The organism is Ruegeria sp. SAZD011 (genome assembly GCF_059612545.1).
This window is the reverse complement of sequence record NZ_JBXWQU010000029.1, coordinates 172381-188420: the sequence shown is the minus strand read 5'-3', so window position 1 is coordinate 188420 and position 16040 is coordinate 172381. Positions and strand designations below refer to the sequence as shown.

16 protein-coding genes and 1 tRNA gene are annotated in these 16040 nt (G+C 63.7%); 13 read left to right on the top strand and 4 right to left on the bottom strand.

Features of this window, described 5'->3' with window-relative positions:
• Positions 1-273: 273 nt before the first annotated feature.
• Positions 274-363 (bottom strand) — tRNA-Ser (locus AC2FLM_RS15980).
• A gap of 76 nt (positions 364-439) precedes the next feature.
• Complete coding sequence (locus tag AC2FLM_RS15975; protein WP_496859111.1) at positions 440-1357, bottom strand: LysR family transcriptional regulator; 918 nt, start codon at positions 1355-1357, stop codon at positions 440-442.
• A gap of 102 nt (positions 1358-1459) precedes the next feature.
• Here AC2FLM_RS15975 and AC2FLM_RS15970 point away from each other — a divergent pair, with 102 nt between their 5' ends.
• The 9 genes from AC2FLM_RS15970 to AC2FLM_RS15930 all read left to right on the top strand — a co-directional run bounded on the left by AC2FLM_RS15970 (position 1460) and on the right by AC2FLM_RS15930 (position 10360).
• Positions 1460-2587: a muconate cycloisomerase family protein gene (locus AC2FLM_RS15970; protein WP_496859110.1), complete on the top strand. Its 1128-nt coding sequence runs from the start codon at positions 1460-1462 to the stop codon at positions 2585-2587.
• Positions 2588-2696: 109 nt separating this feature from the next.
• Positions 2697-3962 carry an NAD(P)/FAD-dependent oxidoreductase gene (locus AC2FLM_RS15965; protein WP_496859109.1) on the top strand — a complete coding sequence of 422 codons (1266 nt, stop codon included), beginning with the start codon at positions 2697-2699 and terminating at the stop codon, positions 3960-3962.
• A gap of 37 nt (positions 3963-3999) precedes the next feature.
• A complete protein-coding gene (locus AC2FLM_RS15960) occupies positions 4000-4974 on the top strand; it encodes a TRAP transporter substrate-binding protein (RefSeq protein ID WP_496859108.1) in 975 nt (324 codons plus the stop codon).
• An 81-nt stretch (positions 4975-5055) separates the two neighbouring features.
• Positions 5056-5589, top strand: coding sequence for a TRAP transporter small permease (locus tag AC2FLM_RS15955; protein ID WP_234137140.1), 534 nt, complete (start codon positions 5056-5058; stop codon positions 5587-5589).
• A gap of 6 nt (positions 5590-5595) precedes the next feature.
• Positions 5596-6909 carry a TRAP transporter large permease gene (locus AC2FLM_RS15950; RefSeq protein ID WP_234137141.1) on the top strand — a complete coding sequence of 438 codons (1314 nt, stop codon included), beginning with the start codon at positions 5596-5598 and terminating at the stop codon, positions 6907-6909.
• A 27-nt stretch (positions 6910-6936) separates the two neighbouring features.
• Entirely contained in the window at positions 6937-7857 is a 921-nt protein-coding gene (locus AC2FLM_RS15945; protein ID WP_496859107.1) for a hypothetical protein, read from the top strand.
• Positions 7844-8593, top strand: coding sequence for a 5-oxoprolinase subunit B family protein (locus AC2FLM_RS15940; protein WP_496859106.1), 750 nt, complete (start codon positions 7844-7846; stop codon positions 8591-8593). The genes AC2FLM_RS15945 and AC2FLM_RS15940 overlap by 14 nt, the downstream gene beginning before the upstream one ends.
• Positions 8590-9588 (top strand): 5-oxoprolinase subunit C family protein, encoded by a 999-nt coding sequence (locus tag AC2FLM_RS15935; RefSeq protein ID WP_496859105.1) that lies wholly within the window; start codon positions 8590-8592, stop codon positions 9586-9588. Before AC2FLM_RS15940 ends, AC2FLM_RS15935 begins: the two co-directional genes overlap by 4 nt.
• Positions 9589-9598: 10 nt before the next feature.
• The gene (locus AC2FLM_RS15930) at positions 9599-10360 is read left to right on the top strand and encodes a LamB/YcsF family protein (RefSeq protein WP_496859104.1); all 762 of its coding nucleotides are present in this window, start codon (positions 9599-9601) and stop codon (positions 10358-10360) included.
• A 71-nt stretch (positions 10361-10431) separates the two neighbouring features.
• On the opposite strand, the gene AC2FLM_RS15925 is transcribed toward AC2FLM_RS15930, so the two are convergent.
• Both AC2FLM_RS15925 and AC2FLM_RS15920 read right to left on the bottom strand, forming a co-directional pair.
• The gene (locus AC2FLM_RS15925) at positions 10432-11841 is read right to left on the bottom strand and encodes a D-alanyl-D-alanine carboxypeptidase family protein (RefSeq protein ID WP_234219941.1); all 1410 of its coding nucleotides are present in this window, start codon (positions 11839-11841) and stop codon (positions 10432-10434) included.
• A gap of 282 nt (positions 11842-12123) precedes the next feature.
• Complete coding sequence (locus AC2FLM_RS15920; protein WP_496859103.1) at positions 12124-12825, bottom strand: HAD family hydrolase; 702 nt, start codon at positions 12823-12825, stop codon at positions 12124-12126.
• 90 nt (positions 12826-12915) lie between these two features.
• Here AC2FLM_RS15920 and clpS point away from each other — a divergent pair, with 90 nt between their 5' ends.
• The 4 genes from clpS to hemF are packed head-to-tail and all read left to right on the top strand — an operon-like array spanning position 12916 to position 16002.
• A complete protein-coding gene (clpS, locus tag AC2FLM_RS15915; protein WP_234137148.1) occupies positions 12916-13257 on the top strand; it encodes an ATP-dependent Clp protease adapter ClpS in 342 nt (113 codons plus the stop codon).
• Between the two features lie 45 nt (positions 13258-13302).
• Entirely contained in the window at positions 13303-14268 is a 966-nt protein-coding gene (locus tag AC2FLM_RS15910) for a class I SAM-dependent methyltransferase (protein ID WP_496859102.1), read from the top strand.
• A 37-nt stretch (positions 14269-14305) separates the two neighbouring features.
• Positions 14306-15106, top strand: coding sequence for an SDR family NAD(P)-dependent oxidoreductase (locus AC2FLM_RS15905; RefSeq protein WP_234137150.1), 801 nt, complete (start codon positions 14306-14308; stop codon positions 15104-15106).
• An 11-nt stretch (positions 15107-15117) separates the two neighbouring features.
• Complete coding sequence (gene hemF / locus AC2FLM_RS15900; protein WP_496859101.1) at positions 15118-16002, top strand: oxygen-dependent coproporphyrinogen oxidase; 885 nt, start codon at positions 15118-15120, stop codon at positions 16000-16002.
• Positions 16003-16040 lie beyond the last annotated feature (38 nt).

The window sequence follows — 16040 nt, the reverse complement described above, 5'->3', positions numbered from 1 at the left end:
CCTGTTCACCGATGAGGAATGCTACAACTTCTTCCAGGCCACAGGGTACAGAACCGATTAAACGCGACACGCTCTAAATCTCATGATTTCAATAACATGGCGCTCTGAACCGGATTGCGTGCGGTTAACAGGTCCGGAGAATATCGGCCCTGAGAGACCGCTTCCGGGGCACTTGGCACCGGGGCCGGTTAGCGGCCCCTCCCGCATAACCCTCAAAAACAACGAGAAAATCCGGCCGCTGCCGGATGGGGAGAACGCTTTCGCTGGGGCAAGTGGCGGAGCCGATGGGATTCGAACCCACGAGACCCTTCCGGGCCTACTCCCTTAGCAGGGGAGCGCCTTCGACCACTCGGCCACAGCTCCGCTGACCCGTTTATGGATTTCATCACCCGAGGACAAGGTGAATTTGCGGGTTTTTTTGTACGCTCCGGCGATTTGTTCATGTCTCGGCGGAGTCAGGTGCCGCCACCGCCAGGGCAGTCATGCTGGCCGAAACCTGCTCCAGGAACTGAGCACCCATCGCTGAGATCGGACGGCCCCGTGCCGTGACGACGATGACATCCAAAAGGATACGGGGTGAAAACCGGCGCAGGACATAGCCGTTGCGATCGTCGCTGGACAAGGTGAACGGGTCGACCAGCGTAACTCCAAGCCCCTGTTTCACCAGGTTGAGCGCGTTGCGGAACAGGTCTGTCTGGCAACGAATTCTCAGGTTGGCACCTTCGCGGTGAAACGCCTCGCGCGCGCGGCGGGTCACCATATGGTCGGCGCCCATGACGATAAAGGGCACATCGTCCAGCAAGGTCGGCGTCAACTCCTCGTGCCGGGCCAGCGGGCTGTCGGCCGGCACCGCGCATTGGATTTCAAAGAAGAACGGAACCCAGTCCAGCCCGTCGGTTCGCACGGGCTGTTCGCAGATGCCGATCTCGAACAGGCCGGCGATCACCCAGTCCTGAATCTTGGCCGAGTATTGCGACTGAAAGGCGACGGTCAGGTTAGGTTTGTCGGCAGCAAACCGCGCGATCTGTTCAGGCAGAAAGCCAAAGGCCATGGCGTGGTTGGTGGCCACCTGCAATTGCCCGGCCTTCTGGTTCTGCAGGTCGACCACCGCCTGATTGACCTGGCCCAGCCCGCGCATCACCGTGTCGACCTCGTCGAACAGAACCATTGCCTCGGGCGTGGGCAACAGGCGACCGCGATTGCGTTCAAAGAGTTTGAGACGGGTTTGCCGCTCCAACTGCGCCAGAAGGTTGGAAATGGCGGGCTGCGACACGCCCAACCGTTCGGCGGCACCTGTCACGGTGCCGGTCTCGATGATGGCGTGAAACGCCTGATAGTGGCGAAAGAAACGGCTCATATCACTTAAGATATCATCAGAAATGATGCCTTGTGCAAATCTTAGTATTGGAAATGATGTAAAAGCTTCCGCACACTCACTTTGGGTCAACGGGGAACAAAGATGAGCGATCTGGAGCAAAAGATCATCGGAATGGATCTGTGGCATCTGGCCTTGCCAGTCTTGTCCGCGCGCGACCACGGGATCGGACGGGTCGAGGGAAGCTGCGAGATCGTCGTGCTGCGCCTTGTCGCCGAAGGTGGCGTCGAGGGGTTTGGCGAGGCGTCGCCCTGGTCGGTCTTTACCGGCACGCCCGAGGCGAGCTATGCGGCGCTTGATCGCTACCTGCGTCCACTGGTGATCGGGCGGCGGGTCAGCGACCGGGTCGCGATCATGGAAGAGGCTGCCCGTGCCGTCGCCCATTGCACCGAGGCGAAGGCAGCGCTGGACAGCGCGTTGCTGGATCTGACGGGCCGCATTTCGAACCTGCCGGTCTGGGCGCTGCTTGGTGGCAAATGCCGCGACACGATCCCGCTCAGCTGTTCCATCGCCAACCCGGATTTCGACGCCGATATCGCGCTTATGGAGCGGTTGCGGGCAGATGGCGTGGGGTTGATCAAGCTAAAGACCGGCTTTCGAGACCATGCCTTTGACATCATGCGGCTGGAACGGATCGCGCGCGATTTCCCCGAGTTCCGGGTGCGCGTCGATTACAATCAGGGGCTTGCGGTCGAAGAGGCGGTGCCGCGCGTGCTGGATGTGGCGCGGTTCCAGCCCGATTTCATCGAACAGCCGGTGCGGGCGCATCATTTCGAGCTGATGGCCCGGCTGCGTGGGATGAGCGATGTGCCCCTGTTGGCGGATGAGAGCGTCTATGGCCCCGAGGACATGGTGCGGGCCGCACACGAAGGGATCTGCGACGGCGTCTCGATCAAGATCATGAAATCCGGTGGGCTGACGCGGGCCCAGACAGTGGCCCGGATTGCCGCAGCCCATGGGCTTATGGCCTATGGCGGCGACATGTTCGAGGCCGGGCTGGCGCATCTGGCCGGCACGCACATGATCGCTGCCACTCCCGAAATCACCTTGGGATGCGAATTCTATCAGGCCAGCTACTTCCTCAAGGAGGATATTCTGGAAACGCCGTTCCGGGTCGAGGCGGGCCAGGTCATCGTGCCTGACGGGCCGGGGCTGGGCGCGCGGGCCGATCCCGGCAAGCTTGACCACTATGCCGTCAGAAAATCGGGGTGACCCAATCAATGGCAACTTATCGACATTTTGTTGACGTTTTGGAAATGTGTGGCATGCTGACGCTTAGGGAATCGGATATGGCCCGTGCTCTTGCCGGTTGGGGAAAAACATGACGGATGCCGCAAAGACCATTGCGATCATCGGCGCTGGCATCGTCGGGGTGTCCACCGCGATCTGGTTGCAGCGCGACGGGCACAAGGTGGTGCTGATCGACCGCGCCGGACCCGCCGAAGGCACGTCATACGGTAATGGTGGCGTGCTGGCCTCTTGCGCGATCGTACCGGTGAGCACGCCGGGCCTGATCGGCAAGGCACCCAAGATGCTGTTCAACCCGAATGAACCCTTGTTTCTGCGGTGGGGATATCTGCCCAAGCTGACACCTTGGCTGGTGCGGTTCCTTCGTCGGGCCAATGCAAGCGACGCGGCGCAGACCGCAGCGGCGATGGCGCCCATCATCGGCGACAGCCAGGCCGACCATCTGGCGCTGGCGCAGGGAACCGGCGCCGAGAAATGGGTCGTGCCCTCGGACTATCTGTTCCTCTACAACGACCGCGCCCACTATCAGGGGGACGCGTTCACCTGGGACCTGCGGCGGCAGAACGGCTTTGCCTGGGATGAGATGGAGGCCGATGAATTCCGCGCCTATGATCCGGCTTTCTCCACCGATCTGCGGTTTGCCATCCGCCTCAAGGATCACGGGCGCATCACCGATCCGGGCCAGTACGTCAAGGATCTGGCCGCGCATGTGGTCGCCTCGGGCGGGCAGCTGATCAAGGCCGATGTCGAGGATATCGCGCGGGAAAACGGCCGTGTCACCGGGGTGCGCGCCGGTGGCCAGACCATCCCCTGCGATGCTGCCGTTGTCGCCACCGGGGTCTGGTCCGGACCACTGGCCAAGAAACTGGGACTCGACGTGCCGCTCGAGGCCGAGCGCGGCTATCATATCGAGTTCTGGAACCCGAATTTCATGCCGAAATCGCCGGTCATGGTGGCCGCGCGCAAGTTCGTCGCCACCCCGATGGAGGGCCGCTTGCGCCTGGCCGGGGTGGTCGAGTTCGGCGGGCTTGATGCTGGGCCGTCCCGTGCCCCGATCGAGTTGCTCAAGCGCAGTGCGGCGGCGGTGTTTCCCGGCCTCAAGGCCGACGAGGTGACCGAATGGCTGGGCCACCGTCCGGCGCCTGCGGATTCGATCCCGGTGATCGGCGAACTGCCGCATCTCAAGGGCGCCTTTACCGGCTTTGGTCATCACCATGTCGGCCTGACCGGCGGACCGAAAACCGGTCGCATCCTGGCGCAGCTCATCTCGGGGCGGCAGCCCAACATTGACCTGAGCGTCTATTCACCGGCACGCTACACGAAGGCCGGGCAAAACTGAGAACCTGAAAACGAACCAACCAACTAGGGAGACTACGATGAAAAAACTGACAACTCTTCTGGCCGCTACAGCGCTGACCTCGGTCGGCGCCCTGTCCGCCACTGCTGAAACCTGGGACATGCCGCTGGCCTATTCCGGCTCGAACTTCCATTCGGTGACCGCGGCCGAGTTCGGCAATTGCGTCACCACCGGCACCGGCGGCGAGATCGAGATCGTCACCCATCCGTCGGGCTCGCTGTTCAAGGGCGCCGATATCAAGCGCGCCGTGCAGACCGGTCAGGCGCCGATCGGCGAGCGTCTGCTGTCGGGCCACCAGAACGAGAACGCGCTGTTCGGTTTTGACTCGGTACCCTTCCTCGCCACCTCGTTTGACGATGCCGACAAGCTGTGGAAGGCCGCCAAGGAACCGCTGTCCGCGCTTCTGGCCGAGCAGAACCTGACCCTGCTCTATTCGGTGCCGTGGCCGCCGCAGGGCCTGTATTTCAAGAACGAGGTGAATTCGGTCGCCGATATGAAAGGCATCAAGTTCCGCTCGTACAACAACGCCACCTCGCGGCTGGCGGAACTGACCGGCATGCTGCCGGTGACCATCGAGGCGGCCGAGATCAGCCAGGCCTTCGCCACCGGTGTGGCGGATTCGATGATTTCGTCCGGTTCCACCGGCTATGACCGCAAGGTCTGGGAATCGCTGAACTATTTCTACGAGGTCGATGCCTGGTTGCCGCGCAACTACGTGTTCGTGAACTCGGATGTCTGGTCGGGCGTGAGCGATCAGAACAAGAACGTGATCCAGGCCTGTGCGGGGCTGGCCGAATATGCAGGCAACTGGCGGTCCAAGGAATACACGGGCTTTACCCTTCAGGGTCTGCGCGATGGCGGCATGACCGTCGGTCCGGCTTCGGATCAGCTGGTGGGTGAGCTGAAAGAGATCGGTGTGACCATGACCAGCGAGTGGCTCGAAGCCGCCGGTGATCAGGGCCAGGCCATCGTCGACGCCTTCAAGGCCGACTGAGCGACGGGATGCGGCGCGGGCGGCGGATCAACCCGCCGCCCGCACTGATCCGGCTGATTTTTCCGAAACGGAGGATGTGTCATGGCGCTACTGAGAGGTTTGCGCAGCGGACTGGATTTGCTCTATCTCATCGCCGGCGTTCTGGCCGCGATGTGCCTGGTCGGCATATTGGGGCTGATCGTGGTGCAGATGCTGGCCCGCTGGACCGGCGAAGTGTTTCCGGGTGCGCCCGACTATGCGGGTTACGCCATGGCAGCGGCCTCGTTTCTGGCCTTTGCAAACGCGCTGAACCGGGGCAGTCATATCCGCGTTTCGATCCTGCTCAACGCGGTGCCCGACGGGCTGCGCCGCTGGATCGAGGTCTGGTGTTTCGGCATCGGCACGGCGGTGATGTGGTACTTCGTTTGGTATGCCTATCGCTTTGTCTATTGGAGCTGGAAGTTCAACGATATCAGCCAAGGACAGGACCGTACCCCGCTATGGATCCCGCAATCGGCGATGCTCTTGGGCGCCGTGATCCTGGCCATCGCGCTGACGGATCACCTGATCCACGTCATCTTCAAGGGCGATCACCGTATCACGCGGGATCTCGCCGACCAGAGCCACGGGGAGTAGGCGGCGATGGAAAACCTTTCGGTCATCATTCTGTTTCTCTTCGTTCTCTTCACACTGCTGGGTACCGGCGTCTGGGTCGGGCTGGCGCTGATGGGCGTGGCCTGGGTCGGGATGGAGCTGTTCACCACCCGCCCCGTGGGCGATGTCATGCTGACCACGATCTGGTCGGCCTCCTCCAGCTGGACCCTGACGGCGCTGCCGATGTTCATCTGGATGGGAGAGATCCTGTATCGAACGCGCTTGTCCGAGGACATGTTCAAAGGGCTATCGCCCTGGATGGCACCGCTGCCCGGTGGGCTGGTGCATACCAATATCGTCGGCTGTACCGTCTTTGCCGCCGTGTCGGGCTCGTCCGCGGCGACGCTGACCACGGTTGGCAAGATGTCGATCCCCGAATTGCGCAAGCGCAAATACCCCGAACGGATGATCATCGGCACGCTGGCCGGGGCGGCAACGCTGGGCCTGATGATCCCGCCTTCGCTGACGTTGATCGTCTACGGTGTCACCATCAACGAGTCGATTACCAAGCTGTTCTTTGCCGGTATCCTGCCGGGGCTGGTGCTGGCGGCGATGTTCATGGGATATGTCGCGATCTATTCGCGGATCGGCAAAGACTGGAGCCCCAATCCCGAACCCAAGCTGAGCTTTGCCGAGAAAATCCGCAACTCGCGATTCCTGGCGCCGGTGATCACGCTGATCGTGGTGGTGATCGGGTCGATGTATCTGGGCTATGCCACCGCGACCGAGGCTGCCGCATTCGGCGTGATCGGCTCGCTGCTCCTGGCGCTGGGGCAGGGGTCGCTGAGCTGGAAGACCTTTGCCGAAAGCCTGATGGGCGCCACCCGCACCAGCGCGATGATTGCGCTGATCCTTGCCGGCGCGGCCTTTCTGTCGCTGTCGATGGGCTTTACCGGCCTGCCGCGCGGGCTGGCCAACCTGATCGCCGCCTGGGACCTGTCGCGCTTCGAGCTGCTGATGGTGCTTCTGGTCTTTTATGTCATCCTTGGCTGTTTCCTTGACGGCATCTCCTCCGTGGTGCTGACCATGGCAGTGGTCGAGCCGATGATCCGCGATGCGGGCATCGACCTGATCTGGTTCGGCATCTTCATCGTGGTGGTGGTCGAGATGGCGCAGATCACACCGCCGATCGGCTTCAACCTCTTCGTGTTGCAGGGGATGACCAATCACGAGATGAGTTACATCGCCCGCGCCGCCATTCCGATGTTCCTGATCATGGTGCTGATGGTGTTCGTGCTGATCCTGTTCCCCGATCTGGCCACCTGGCTGCCGGACAATCTGAGGGCGGGTCCGGGGCAATAGCGCCCGGTCGGCAAGGGAGCAGGGACGATGCAACAGGCGCTGGCCTTTGTTGCCCGGCATGGCAGGCTGGGCCTGATGGTGGGGTTGGGTGCTGGCCTGGCCCTGCCGGGGCTGGCGGCGGTAATGCGGCCCTGGATCCCGCAACTGGTGGCGCTGTTGCTGTTCCTGACCGCCTTTCGCATCGGCCCGGTCGATGCGGCGGGCTCTCTGGCGGACTTGACCCGCACCACGCGCCGGGTTCTGGTGCTGCAACTGGCGCTGCCGATCCTGTTCCTGTTGGGCCTGCACCTGCTGGGCTTGCCGGTAACGCCATTGGCGCTGGTGGCGGCGCTGGTGCTGGCTGCGCCCTCGGTCACCGGCTCGGCCAATTTCACCATCCTGCTGGGGCATGACCCGGCGCCGGCGCTGCGGCTCTTGATCCTGGGCACGGCGCTGTTGCCGCTGACCGCGATTCCGGTGTTCTGGCTGTTGCCCGCTTTCGGCGACCCGGCCGAGGTGTTTGGCGCCGCCCTGCGCCTGCTAACGGTCATCCTTGCGGCGGCGGGCTGCGGTTTTGCCTTGCGCCATTGGGGTGCGCGGCATCTGAGTGACCTCAACCGCCGCGCGTTGGACGGGCTGACGGTGATCGCGCTGGCGGTGATCGTGATCGCGCTGATGTCGGCGGTGCGCCCGGCCATGACCGAGCGCCCTGGCGAGTTGGCCTTTTGGCTGCTGGCAGCTTTTGCCATCAATCTGGGCGGGCAGACCCTGTGTTATCTGACCCTGCGCGCCACGGGTGGGGCCGATCCGGTGCCCACCTCGATCGTTGCGGGCAACCGCAACTTTGCTCTGTTCTTTGTCGCTCTGCCCAGCGAAGTGACCGAGCCGCTGTTGATCTTTCTGGGATGCTACCAGTTTCCCATGTACCTGACCCCGACCCTGATGCGGAGGCTCTATGACCCGCGCTGACCCCTTTCCCCTGATACGGACCGTCGGTCTGGATGGTGCACTCGTCACCTTTGCCGACACCATGACCGAACCGTCGAACCGGGCCGCGCTGGCCTTTCGCGGCGCGCTGCACGAGGCCGGATGGGAGGGCGTAGTGGAAAGCTCGACCTCGCTCGCCTCGGCCTATCTGCGCTTTGACCCGCTGCGGCTGAGCCATGCCGAGGTGCAGGCCCGGCTGGCCGCCCTGCTGGCCGAACGCGACTGGTATGCCGCGCCACTGCCCTCGGGCCGCAAACTGTGGCGGGTGCCCACGGTCTATGGCACCGATCTGGCGCCGCAGCTTGAAGATGCCGCTGCCGCCGCCGATCTGGACGTGGATGAGGCGGTGCGCCGTCTGGGACAGTCGCGCGTGCGGGTGCTGACCATCGGCTTTGCCCCCGGCCAGCCCTATCTAGGCCCGCTGGCGCCCGAGTTCGACATCCCTCGCCTGCAACAGCTGACCCCGATGGTGCCCGAGGGCGCATTGGTCTGTGCCATCCGCCAGCTCATCGTCTTTGCCGGGCCCACGCCCACCGGCTGGCGCCATATCGGACAGACCGCGTTCCGATGTTTCCGTCCGGGGATGGAGCCGACATTTGCGCTCAACCCCGGCGACGAGATGGTGTTCGAACCCATCGAACGCGCCGAACTGGAGCATATCCGCGCCCATAACGAGGACGGCACCGGCGGTGCATCGGTCGAGGAGATCGCGGCATGAGCCTGATCGTCCGCCGCATCGGTCCCGCCTGCACCATCCAGGACCAGGGTCGCGAAGGCTACCTGGACCAGGGCCTGTCCCGCTCGGGCGCCGCCGATTTGCGCGCGCTTTACGAAGGCGCTGCGCTTCTGCGACAGAAACCAGATCTTGCCGCATTGGAAATGGCTGGCATGGGCGGCGAGTTCGAGGCCGTCTCGCCTGTGCGCATCGCACTCACCGGCGCGCCCATGCAGGCCAGCATAGACGGCAGCCCGGTCGCCTGGAACGCCTCGCACGCGCTGGCCAAGGGCCAGCGGCTGAGCATCGGCGCGGTGCTGAGGGGCGGCTATGGATATCTGCATCTGGGTGGCGGCATTGCGAGCGAGCCTTTTCTCGGCTCGCGCTCGGCGCATCTGGCGGCGCGGGTCGGCCGCGCGGTCGCCATAAGCGATACGCTGGCAAACGGGCCGGACAAGGGCGAGGCGGGCATGAAGATCGCCGCCGAAGATCGGTTCGGTGGCGGCACCCTGCGGGTGGTGGCCAGTTTCCAGACCGCGCTGTTCGATGCCGAAACCTTGGCCCGGTTCGAGGCGACCGAGTTCCGCCGTGGCCCGCGCGCCAACCGGATGGGCATGCAGATGGACAGCGACGGTCCGGGTTTTGCCGCCAAGGGACAGCTCAACATCCTGTCCGAGGTGATCTCGCCCGGCGACATCCAGATGACCGGCACCGGCAACCCGTTCATCCTGTTGCCCGAATGCCAGACCACGGGTGGCTATCCCCGGATCGCGACCGTGCTGCCCTGCGACCTGCCGCGTGCGGCACAGACGCCGCCGGGGGGCGCGGTGCGCTTTCAGTTCGTGTCGCTGGACGAGGCGGTCACGCTGCACGCGGCCTGGCTCAAGGACCTTGCGCGGCTGTCATCTCGGGTCGAGCCACTAGTGCGCGACCCGCATGACATTCCCGATCTTCTGTCCTACCAACTGATCAGCGGCGTCGTGTCCGCCAATGACTGAGGAGCATAGCATGACCCAAGTGGACCTGAACGCCGACATGGGCGAAAGCTTTGGCCCCTGGAAGATGGGCGACGATGACAGCCTGCTGAAGATCATCACCTCGGCCAATATCGCCTGCGGCTTTCATGCGGGCGACCCGGACGTGATGGCGAAAACCATGGCGCTTGCGGCGGAAAACGGCGTGGGCATCGGCGCGCATCCGGGCTTTCCCGACCTGCAAGGGTTCGGCCGCCGCAACATGAAGGTGCCGCATGACAGCCTGCGCAACATGGTGCGATATCAGTTGGGCGCCGCTCTGGGCATGGCGCGGGCGGTGGGCACGCAGGTCCGGCATCTGAAACTGCACGGGGCGCTGGCCAACATGTGCTCGGTCGATCAGGATATGGCGCGTGCCTGTTACCAGGGCGCGCTGGACGTCGACCCCGATATCATCATCTTGGTGCTGGCGGTCACCAAACAGGAACAGGCGGTGCGCGAACTGGGCTGCAAATGGGTGGGCGAGATCTTTGCCGACCGCGCCTATAACGACGACGGCACGCTGGTCGACCGGTCGCTGCCCGGCGCGGTTATCCACGACCCGGAGGTGGCCGGGCCGCGCATGCTCGAAATGGTGCGCGCGGGCGCCATCATCACCGAAAGCGGCAAACATCTTGAGAGCTCGGTCGACACGATCTGCCTGCATGGCGATGGGCCGACCGCTGTCCAGATCGCCCGCTCGGTGCGGGCGTGCCTGGAAGAGGGCGGCGTCCGCGTCACGGCGTTCGAACGCTGAGCGAGCGGGCAAAGAAAAGGCCGCAGCTTGGGACTGCGGCCAATATTCACGAGGTCGTCGTGCGCCGGGCCTTATGACGGCCCGATCATGAAACAGGTGACGTTGCGGGCCTGAAGTCGGCGGCAGGCGCGGTCGGCCTGATCGCGGGTCATGCCCTGGAACGTGGCTTCGAACCCTTTCGAGGACTGATGCACCTTGCGCAACGAACCGTCCAGTGTCGACACTTCGGCCAGCGCGGTGCGCAGCAACACCTTTTCCGCGTCATAGCGGTTGGGATAGCGCCCGATATTGATGCCCCAAAGATGCCCACCCGAGGTCGACAGGCGGGTAACCACCTCGCGCTCGGGTTCCGGTTCGACATCGGGTTCGGATACGGCCAAGATCAGGTTCTCGGGCCGCATGCTGGGCCGAACGCCGGGATCCGGCGTGTCCGGGGCCTGTCGTGTCACGACATCGGCCTCGGCCATGGCGGCGTTGATGCCAGCCTGAATGCGGTCTTCGTCCTGTCGCGCGGTCTCGGCGACCGCTTGCGCCACCACAGTTGCGATCGCGCCGCCCGGCCGCTGATTGGGGCGCAGGCTGCTGGTGGGCGCACCGGCAACGCGCACTGTTTTCGAACTTTCCCCAACCTCGCCCGCATAGAGCGGCATGTCGGGACGTCGGATCGGTGCACGCGACGGCGCCTTGCGGAAACCGAGATCCAGCAACTCGGCGACCTTGGCGTTGCGCGCGGTGCTCGATTTGCCGCCAAAGACGGTGGCGATCACCCGCTCGTCGCCGCGCTTGGCCGAGGCGACAAGGTTGAAGCCGGCCGCCTGAGTATAGCCTGTCTTGATCCCGTCAGCACCCTGATAGGCGTCCAGCAGGCGGCGGTTGGTATTGGCAACGGTCTTGATCCCGGCGCTGGTCTGGCGGCGCGAGAACAGGTTGTAGTACTGCGGGTAATCATACAGCAGATGCCGCCCCAGCGTGGTCATGTCACGCGCGGTGCTGAGATGGCCGGATTCGGTCAACCCATGGGCGTTCTTGAACGTGGTGCGCGTCATCCCCAGCGCCTTGGCGGTACGGTTCATGCGCCGGGCAAAAGCGGCCTCGGAGCCGGAGATGGCAATCCCGATCGAGGTGGCGGCATCATTGGCCGATTTGACAGCGGCGGCCCGAACCAGATAGCGAAAGGCGATCTTTTGCCCCGCGCGCAGGCCCAGTTTCGAGGGCGGTTCCTTGGCGGCGAAAGGGTCGATCCGCACCTGGGTATCCATGGTCAATTCGCCATTCCGGACCGCTTCGAAGGCGATATAGAGCGTCATCATCTTGGTGAGAGAGGCAGGGTGCAGGCGGGTGTCGGCATTGGTGGCGTGCAGCACCTCTCCGGTGCGGGCATCAATCACCATCGCGGCATATGGCGCAGCTCTGGCCATGCCAACCAGCGCCGCGATCATCCAGACCGCGAAGAATAAAATCAGGCCCAAACGGGCCGGCATTGTTTGCCGAACCTGCACGATCATTGCCTCTGTCTGCCTCAGGCCGCCGGTTTCCGGCTGGCTCGGTTTTTCTGCTTACAGCAAGGCTAACACAGTGGATTCCCGAAATAAACCCGCTGGCTGCACGCTTGGGCGGAAATTCCTCCTCTCTGATTAACTACATTTAGTGGAGGTTATCCTGCCTGCCCCAACACCGGCGATCATGGCATTTTTGTGGCACCTTAAGCCGCGATTCGAACCCGACGGTTTCGTGACTCAGATCACGCTGATCCCGGTTTGGGCTCAGCCCAGTTGCGTCACAAACTCCGCCAGGGCACCCAGGTCTGGAAGGCTGTGAAACCGGGACCGATCCGACGGCGGATCGGCCTTCTCGATCTCCCATTCCAGCCCGTGTGGCACAAAAACGCCCCAGGCCCCGGCCTGGATCGGGGCGATAACGTCCGACCGCATGGAGTTGCCCACCATCATCGCCCGCCCTGCCCCATCACCATGGCGGGCAAAGACGGTCTGATAGGTTTGGGCCGTCTTTTCCGAGACGATTTCGACCCCGTGGAACAGCTCACCCAGCCCTGACTGCGCCAGCTTGCGTTCCTGATCTATCAGATCACCCTTGGTGATCAGCAGCACGCGGTGGGTTTCGGCCACTGCCTCGACCGCGGCGCGGGCATGGGGCAACAACTCGATCGGATGGGCCAGCATCTCTTGTCCGGCCTCGATCAGTTGCCGGATCACGGCGGCGGGCACCCGGTCCTCGGTCACCTCAATTGCCGTTTCGATCATCGACAGGGTGAATCCCTTTACCCCATAGCCGTAGTGACGGATGTTGCGCTTTTCAGCGGCCAACAGCCGCTCCATCAAGTGGTCGGCCTCGGCAAAATCGGCCAGCAGACCCGCGAAATGGTCCTGTGTCATCTGAAAGAAGCGCTCGTTATGCCAGAGCGTATCGTCGGCGTCGAAACCCACGGTGGTCAGATTCTGCGCCATCTGTCGCGTTTGCTTTCTCTTTTCCATTTCCGCGCTAAGGTTATATAAGCTTGCGACCAAACCGAACCCGGAATCGGAAACGCGCACCCCATGACCGCACAACAGCACATGATGTCGGACAAGCATGACCAGGACAACGATGCCTCGGTCCTGTTGCAGACGCGCCCCAGGACCAAGCGCCCGCCGCTGTACAAGGTGCTGCTCTTGAACGACGACTACACCCCGATGGAATTTGTCGTGCATGTGCTGGAACGCTTCTTTGGCATGAACCACGCGCAGGCGTTCGAGATCATGCTCACCGTACACAAGAAGGGGGTCGCGGTGGTTGGTGTGTTCAGCCACGAGATCGCCGAGACCAAGGTCAGCCTGGTGATGGATTTCGCCCGCCGCCATCAGCACCCGCTGCAATGCACCATGGAAAAAGAGGACTGATGCCGCGCCATTTGCGCCGCAAGGTCCCGGAACGGATATCCGAACATGTCTTCGCGTCTTGAGCTTGCGCTGGCCTCGGGGCTGAACCTGACCGCGCCTGTTTCGGTACTGGGTCCGACGCCCGATCACGACCTGTCGGCGCTGCCGCCCGATACCGAGGTGGTGCAACCTTATCGCCCCTGGCACGACCATTTCGCCGCGCGCGGCTTTCATACCGTGGCGCAGTCGGATGCGCCCTGTTCTGATGCGGTGGTATTCCTGCCGCGCGCCAAGGCGCTGGCGCGCGCGATGGTGGCCGAGGCCTGCCGCCGTGCCTCCGGTCAGGTGGTTGTTGACGGCGCCAAGACCGACGGGATCGACAGCCTGCTGAAAGACATTCGCAAGCGGGTCGTGGTCGAGGGGCCGCTGTCCAAGGCGCATGGCAAGATCTTCTGGTTCCGCGCCGATGCGGTGGATTTTTCCGACTGGACCCCACCCGGCGATCAGCGGGTCGCGGGGTTCCGCACCGCGCCCGGCGTGTTTTCCGCCGATGGGGTCGATCCGGCCTCTACCCTGCTGTTGGCCGCGCTGCCGAAGAAGCCCGGAAAGGTGATCGCCGATCTGGGCGCGGGCTGGGGGTATCTGTCTGCGGGGATCCTGGCGCGCGAGGGGGTGCGTGCGCTGCATCTGGTCGAGGCCGACCATGTCGCGCTGACCTGTGCACGCGCCAATATCGACGATCCGCGCGCCAGCTTTCATTGGGCCGACGTGCTGAGCTGGCAAGCACCCGAGCGGCTGGATTGCGTTGTGATGAACCCGCCGTTTCACACCGGACGTGCCGCCGAACCGTCGCTTGGCCAGGGCTTCATCGCGGCGGCCGCGCGCAATCTGACCGGGTCGGGGCAGCTGTGGATAGTGGCCAACCGGCACCTGCCCTACGAGGCGGCGCTGAACGAACGATTCCAGCAGGTGGACGAGGTCGCGGGCGACAACCGGTTCAAGGTTTTCCACGCCTCTCGCCCCCGGCGCTGAACCCGGCTAAGTTGCGCCCAAAGTCAGGAGAAAGCTCATGTCCTTTTCCATCGCAGGCAAGACCGCCATCGTAACCGGCGCGGCCAACGGTATCGGCCTTGCCATCGCGCGCCAGTTCGCCTCGGCCGGGGCCAATGTCATGTTCGCGGACATGGACGAAAAGGGGCTGGAGGAGCAGCTGGGCGATTTTGCCGAAGATGGCAACATCCGCTATTTCGCCGGCGACCTGCGCGAGCGGCTGACAGTCGCCAACCTGCTATCCGCCACGATAGACGCTTTCGACCAGATCGACATTCTGGTCAACGGTGCGCGGCAGGTGATTCCGACCGATCCCTTGGATTCCGAGGACGACTCGGTGCGCGTGGCCCTGAATCAGAACCTGTTCCCGGCCTATCGCCTTAGCCAGGCGGTGGCAAAACGGATGATCAAGCAGGCTGGAGAAAACGGCGAGGGGCAGGCGGGCGCGATCATCAACCTGAGCTCGGTCGCCGCCCGGCGGACTCACCCCGACCTCTTGGCCTATTCGGTTTCGACCGCCGCGCTGGACCAGATGACCCGCGCCTTGGCGGTGGCACTGGCGCCACAGCGGATCCGGGTCAATGCCATTGCCATCGGCTCGGTGATGAGCGCCTCGCTGCAAGTGGCGCTGAAGGACAACCGCGACTTTCGCAAGGATATCGAGCGGCACACGCCGCTGGGCCGGGTCGCCGCCGCGAACGAATTGGTGCTGACCGCGCAATATCTGGCCTCGGATGCGTCGAGCTTCATGACCGGACAGATCCTGACAGTCGATGGCGGTCGCACTCTGCTGGACCCGGTGGCCGCCCCCGCACATTGAAGGAAGACCAGATGTTCGAGACCGAGAAATCCACCGCCTCCGCCTGGTTCCGCGATCTGCGTGACCAGATCGTTGCCGCATTCGAGGGGCTGGAGGACAGCCATGCCCAGGGGCCGTTCAGCGAGATGGCGCCGGGCCGGTTCGAGGTGGCCGAGACCACGCGGCAATCGGACGATGGTTCGGACGCGGGCGGCGGGCTGATGAGCGTGATGCGCGGCGGCCGGGTGTTTGAAAAGGTCGGCGTCAATATCTCAACCGTCTACGGCACGCTGGGTGAGCGGGCGCAGGCGGCGATGGCCGCGCGCAAGGGCATTCCCGGCATGGCGGACGATCCGCGTTTCTGGGCTTCGGGCATCAGCCTGGTGGCGCATATGCAGAACCCGCATGTGCCGGCGGTGCATATGAACACGCGCATGTTCTGGACCCCGCATGCCTGGTGGTTCGGGGGCGGCTCGGACCTGAACCCCTGTATCGAATACGCCGAGGACACGGCGCATTTTCACACCACGCAGAAGGCGCATCTGGACCCGCATGGGAGCGAGCATTATCCCCGACTAAAGGCCTGGGCGGACGAGTATTTCTTTATCCCGCACCGCAAGCGGGCGCGCGGCGTCGGCGGTATATTCATGGATGATTTGTGCACCGGTGACTGGCAGGCGGATTTCGCGCTGACGCAGGATATCGGTCGCGCCTTCCTGCCCGCCTATCTGCCGCTGGTCGAACGCCGCCGGGTGCAGCCGTTCGATGAGGCCGAGAAGGAGGCGCAGCTGGTGCATCGCGGGCTCTATGCCGAATACAACCTTGTCTATGACCGGGGCACCAAATTCGGGCTGGAAACCGGGCATGACGCCAACGCGGTGCTGATGAGCCTGCCGCCGCTGGCGAAATGGATCTGACCGGGTTCAGGGGGCGCTGCCCCCGTCACCTGCGGTGA

Excerpts from the sequence above, each read along its gene's own strand:
- AC2FLM_RS15920 (WP_496859103.1), bottom strand. The coding sequence starts at position 12,825 with ATGGCGCAGAATCTGACCACCGTGGGTTTCGACGCCGACGATACGCTC.
- AC2FLM_RS15940 (WP_496859106.1), top strand. The coding sequence starts at position 7,844 with ATGACCCGCGCTGACCCCTTTCCCCTGATACGGACCGTCGGTCTGGAT.
- AC2FLM_RS15950 (WP_234137141.1), top strand. The coding sequence starts at position 5,596 with ATGGAAAACCTTTCGGTCATCATTCTGTTTCTCTTCGTTCTCTTCACA.
- AC2FLM_RS15930 (WP_496859104.1), top strand. The coding sequence starts at position 9,599 with ATGACCCAAGTGGACCTGAACGCCGACATGGGCGAAAGCTTTGGCCCC.
- clpS (WP_234137148.1), top strand. The coding sequence starts at position 12,916 with ATGACCGCACAACAGCACATGATGTCGGACAAGCATGACCAGGACAAC.
- AC2FLM_RS15975 (WP_496859111.1), bottom strand. The coding sequence starts at position 1,357 with ATGAGCCGTTTCTTTCGCCACTATCAGGCGTTTCACGCCATCATCGAG.
- AC2FLM_RS15965 (WP_496859109.1), top strand. The coding sequence starts at position 2,697 with ATGACGGATGCCGCAAAGACCATTGCGATCATCGGCGCTGGCATCGTC.
- hemF (WP_496859101.1), top strand. The coding sequence starts at position 15,118 with ATGTTCGAGACCGAGAAATCCACCGCCTCCGCCTGGTTCCGCGATCTG.
- AC2FLM_RS15970 (WP_496859110.1), top strand. The coding sequence starts at position 1,460 with ATGAGCGATCTGGAGCAAAAGATCATCGGAATGGATCTGTGGCATCTG.
- AC2FLM_RS15945 (WP_496859107.1), top strand. The coding sequence starts at position 6,937 with ATGCAACAGGCGCTGGCCTTTGTTGCCCGGCATGGCAGGCTGGGCCTG.
- AC2FLM_RS15905 (WP_234137150.1), top strand. The coding sequence starts at position 14,306 with ATGTCCTTTTCCATCGCAGGCAAGACCGCCATCGTAACCGGCGCGGCC.
- AC2FLM_RS15925 (WP_234219941.1), bottom strand. The coding sequence starts at position 11,841 with ATGCCGGCCCGTTTGGGCCTGATTTTATTCTTCGCGGTCTGGATGATC.
- AC2FLM_RS15955 (WP_234137140.1), top strand. The coding sequence starts at position 5,056 with ATGGCGCTACTGAGAGGTTTGCGCAGCGGACTGGATTTGCTCTATCTC.
- AC2FLM_RS15960 (WP_496859108.1), top strand. The coding sequence starts at position 4,000 with ATGAAAAAACTGACAACTCTTCTGGCCGCTACAGCGCTGACCTCGGTC.
- AC2FLM_RS15910 (WP_496859102.1), top strand. The coding sequence starts at position 13,303 with ATGTCTTCGCGTCTTGAGCTTGCGCTGGCCTCGGGGCTGAACCTGACC.
- AC2FLM_RS15935 (WP_496859105.1), top strand. The coding sequence starts at position 8,590 with ATGAGCCTGATCGTCCGCCGCATCGGTCCCGCCTGCACCATCCAGGAC.